The following is a 234-nucleotide window of genomic DNA, read 5'->3' as shown; positions in this document are numbered from 1 at the left end:
AACGACCCTTGATCCTTGTAGCGCTTGATTACGCTGCGGACGATATCTTTTTCCGTATCCTGGAAGTAAGGGGAAATGGCCGCCGCAATGTCGTCCACGCTGCTTTGCTGCACCCAGTTTTGCGCTTTTTGCACGGCATTGGCGAATTTCTGGACCGTATCCACGTTCTTGTCGATGTAGCTCTTTTCCGCCATGACCACTGTGTACGGCCTCCTGCCGCACCCACTTGGGAAG

The 234-nt window shown here is 53.8% G+C and carries 1 pseudogene; it reads right to left on the bottom strand.

From position 1 onward, the window contains the following. Nucleotides 1-200 (bottom strand): annotated as a pseudogene (locus tag KVT34_RS31245) (ABC transporter substrate-binding protein); the annotation flags it as partial. Nucleotides 201-234 lie beyond the last annotated feature (34 nt).

It is taken from the genome of Paenibacillus sp. GbtcB18 (genome assembly GCF_019091125.1).
Taxonomy (GTDB): Bacteria; Bacillota; Bacilli; order Paenibacillales; family NBRC-103111; genus Paenibacillus_F; species Paenibacillus_F chitinolyticus.
Note: the sequence above shows the minus strand (reverse complement) of the source record. Positions and strands in the feature narration are given on the sequence as shown.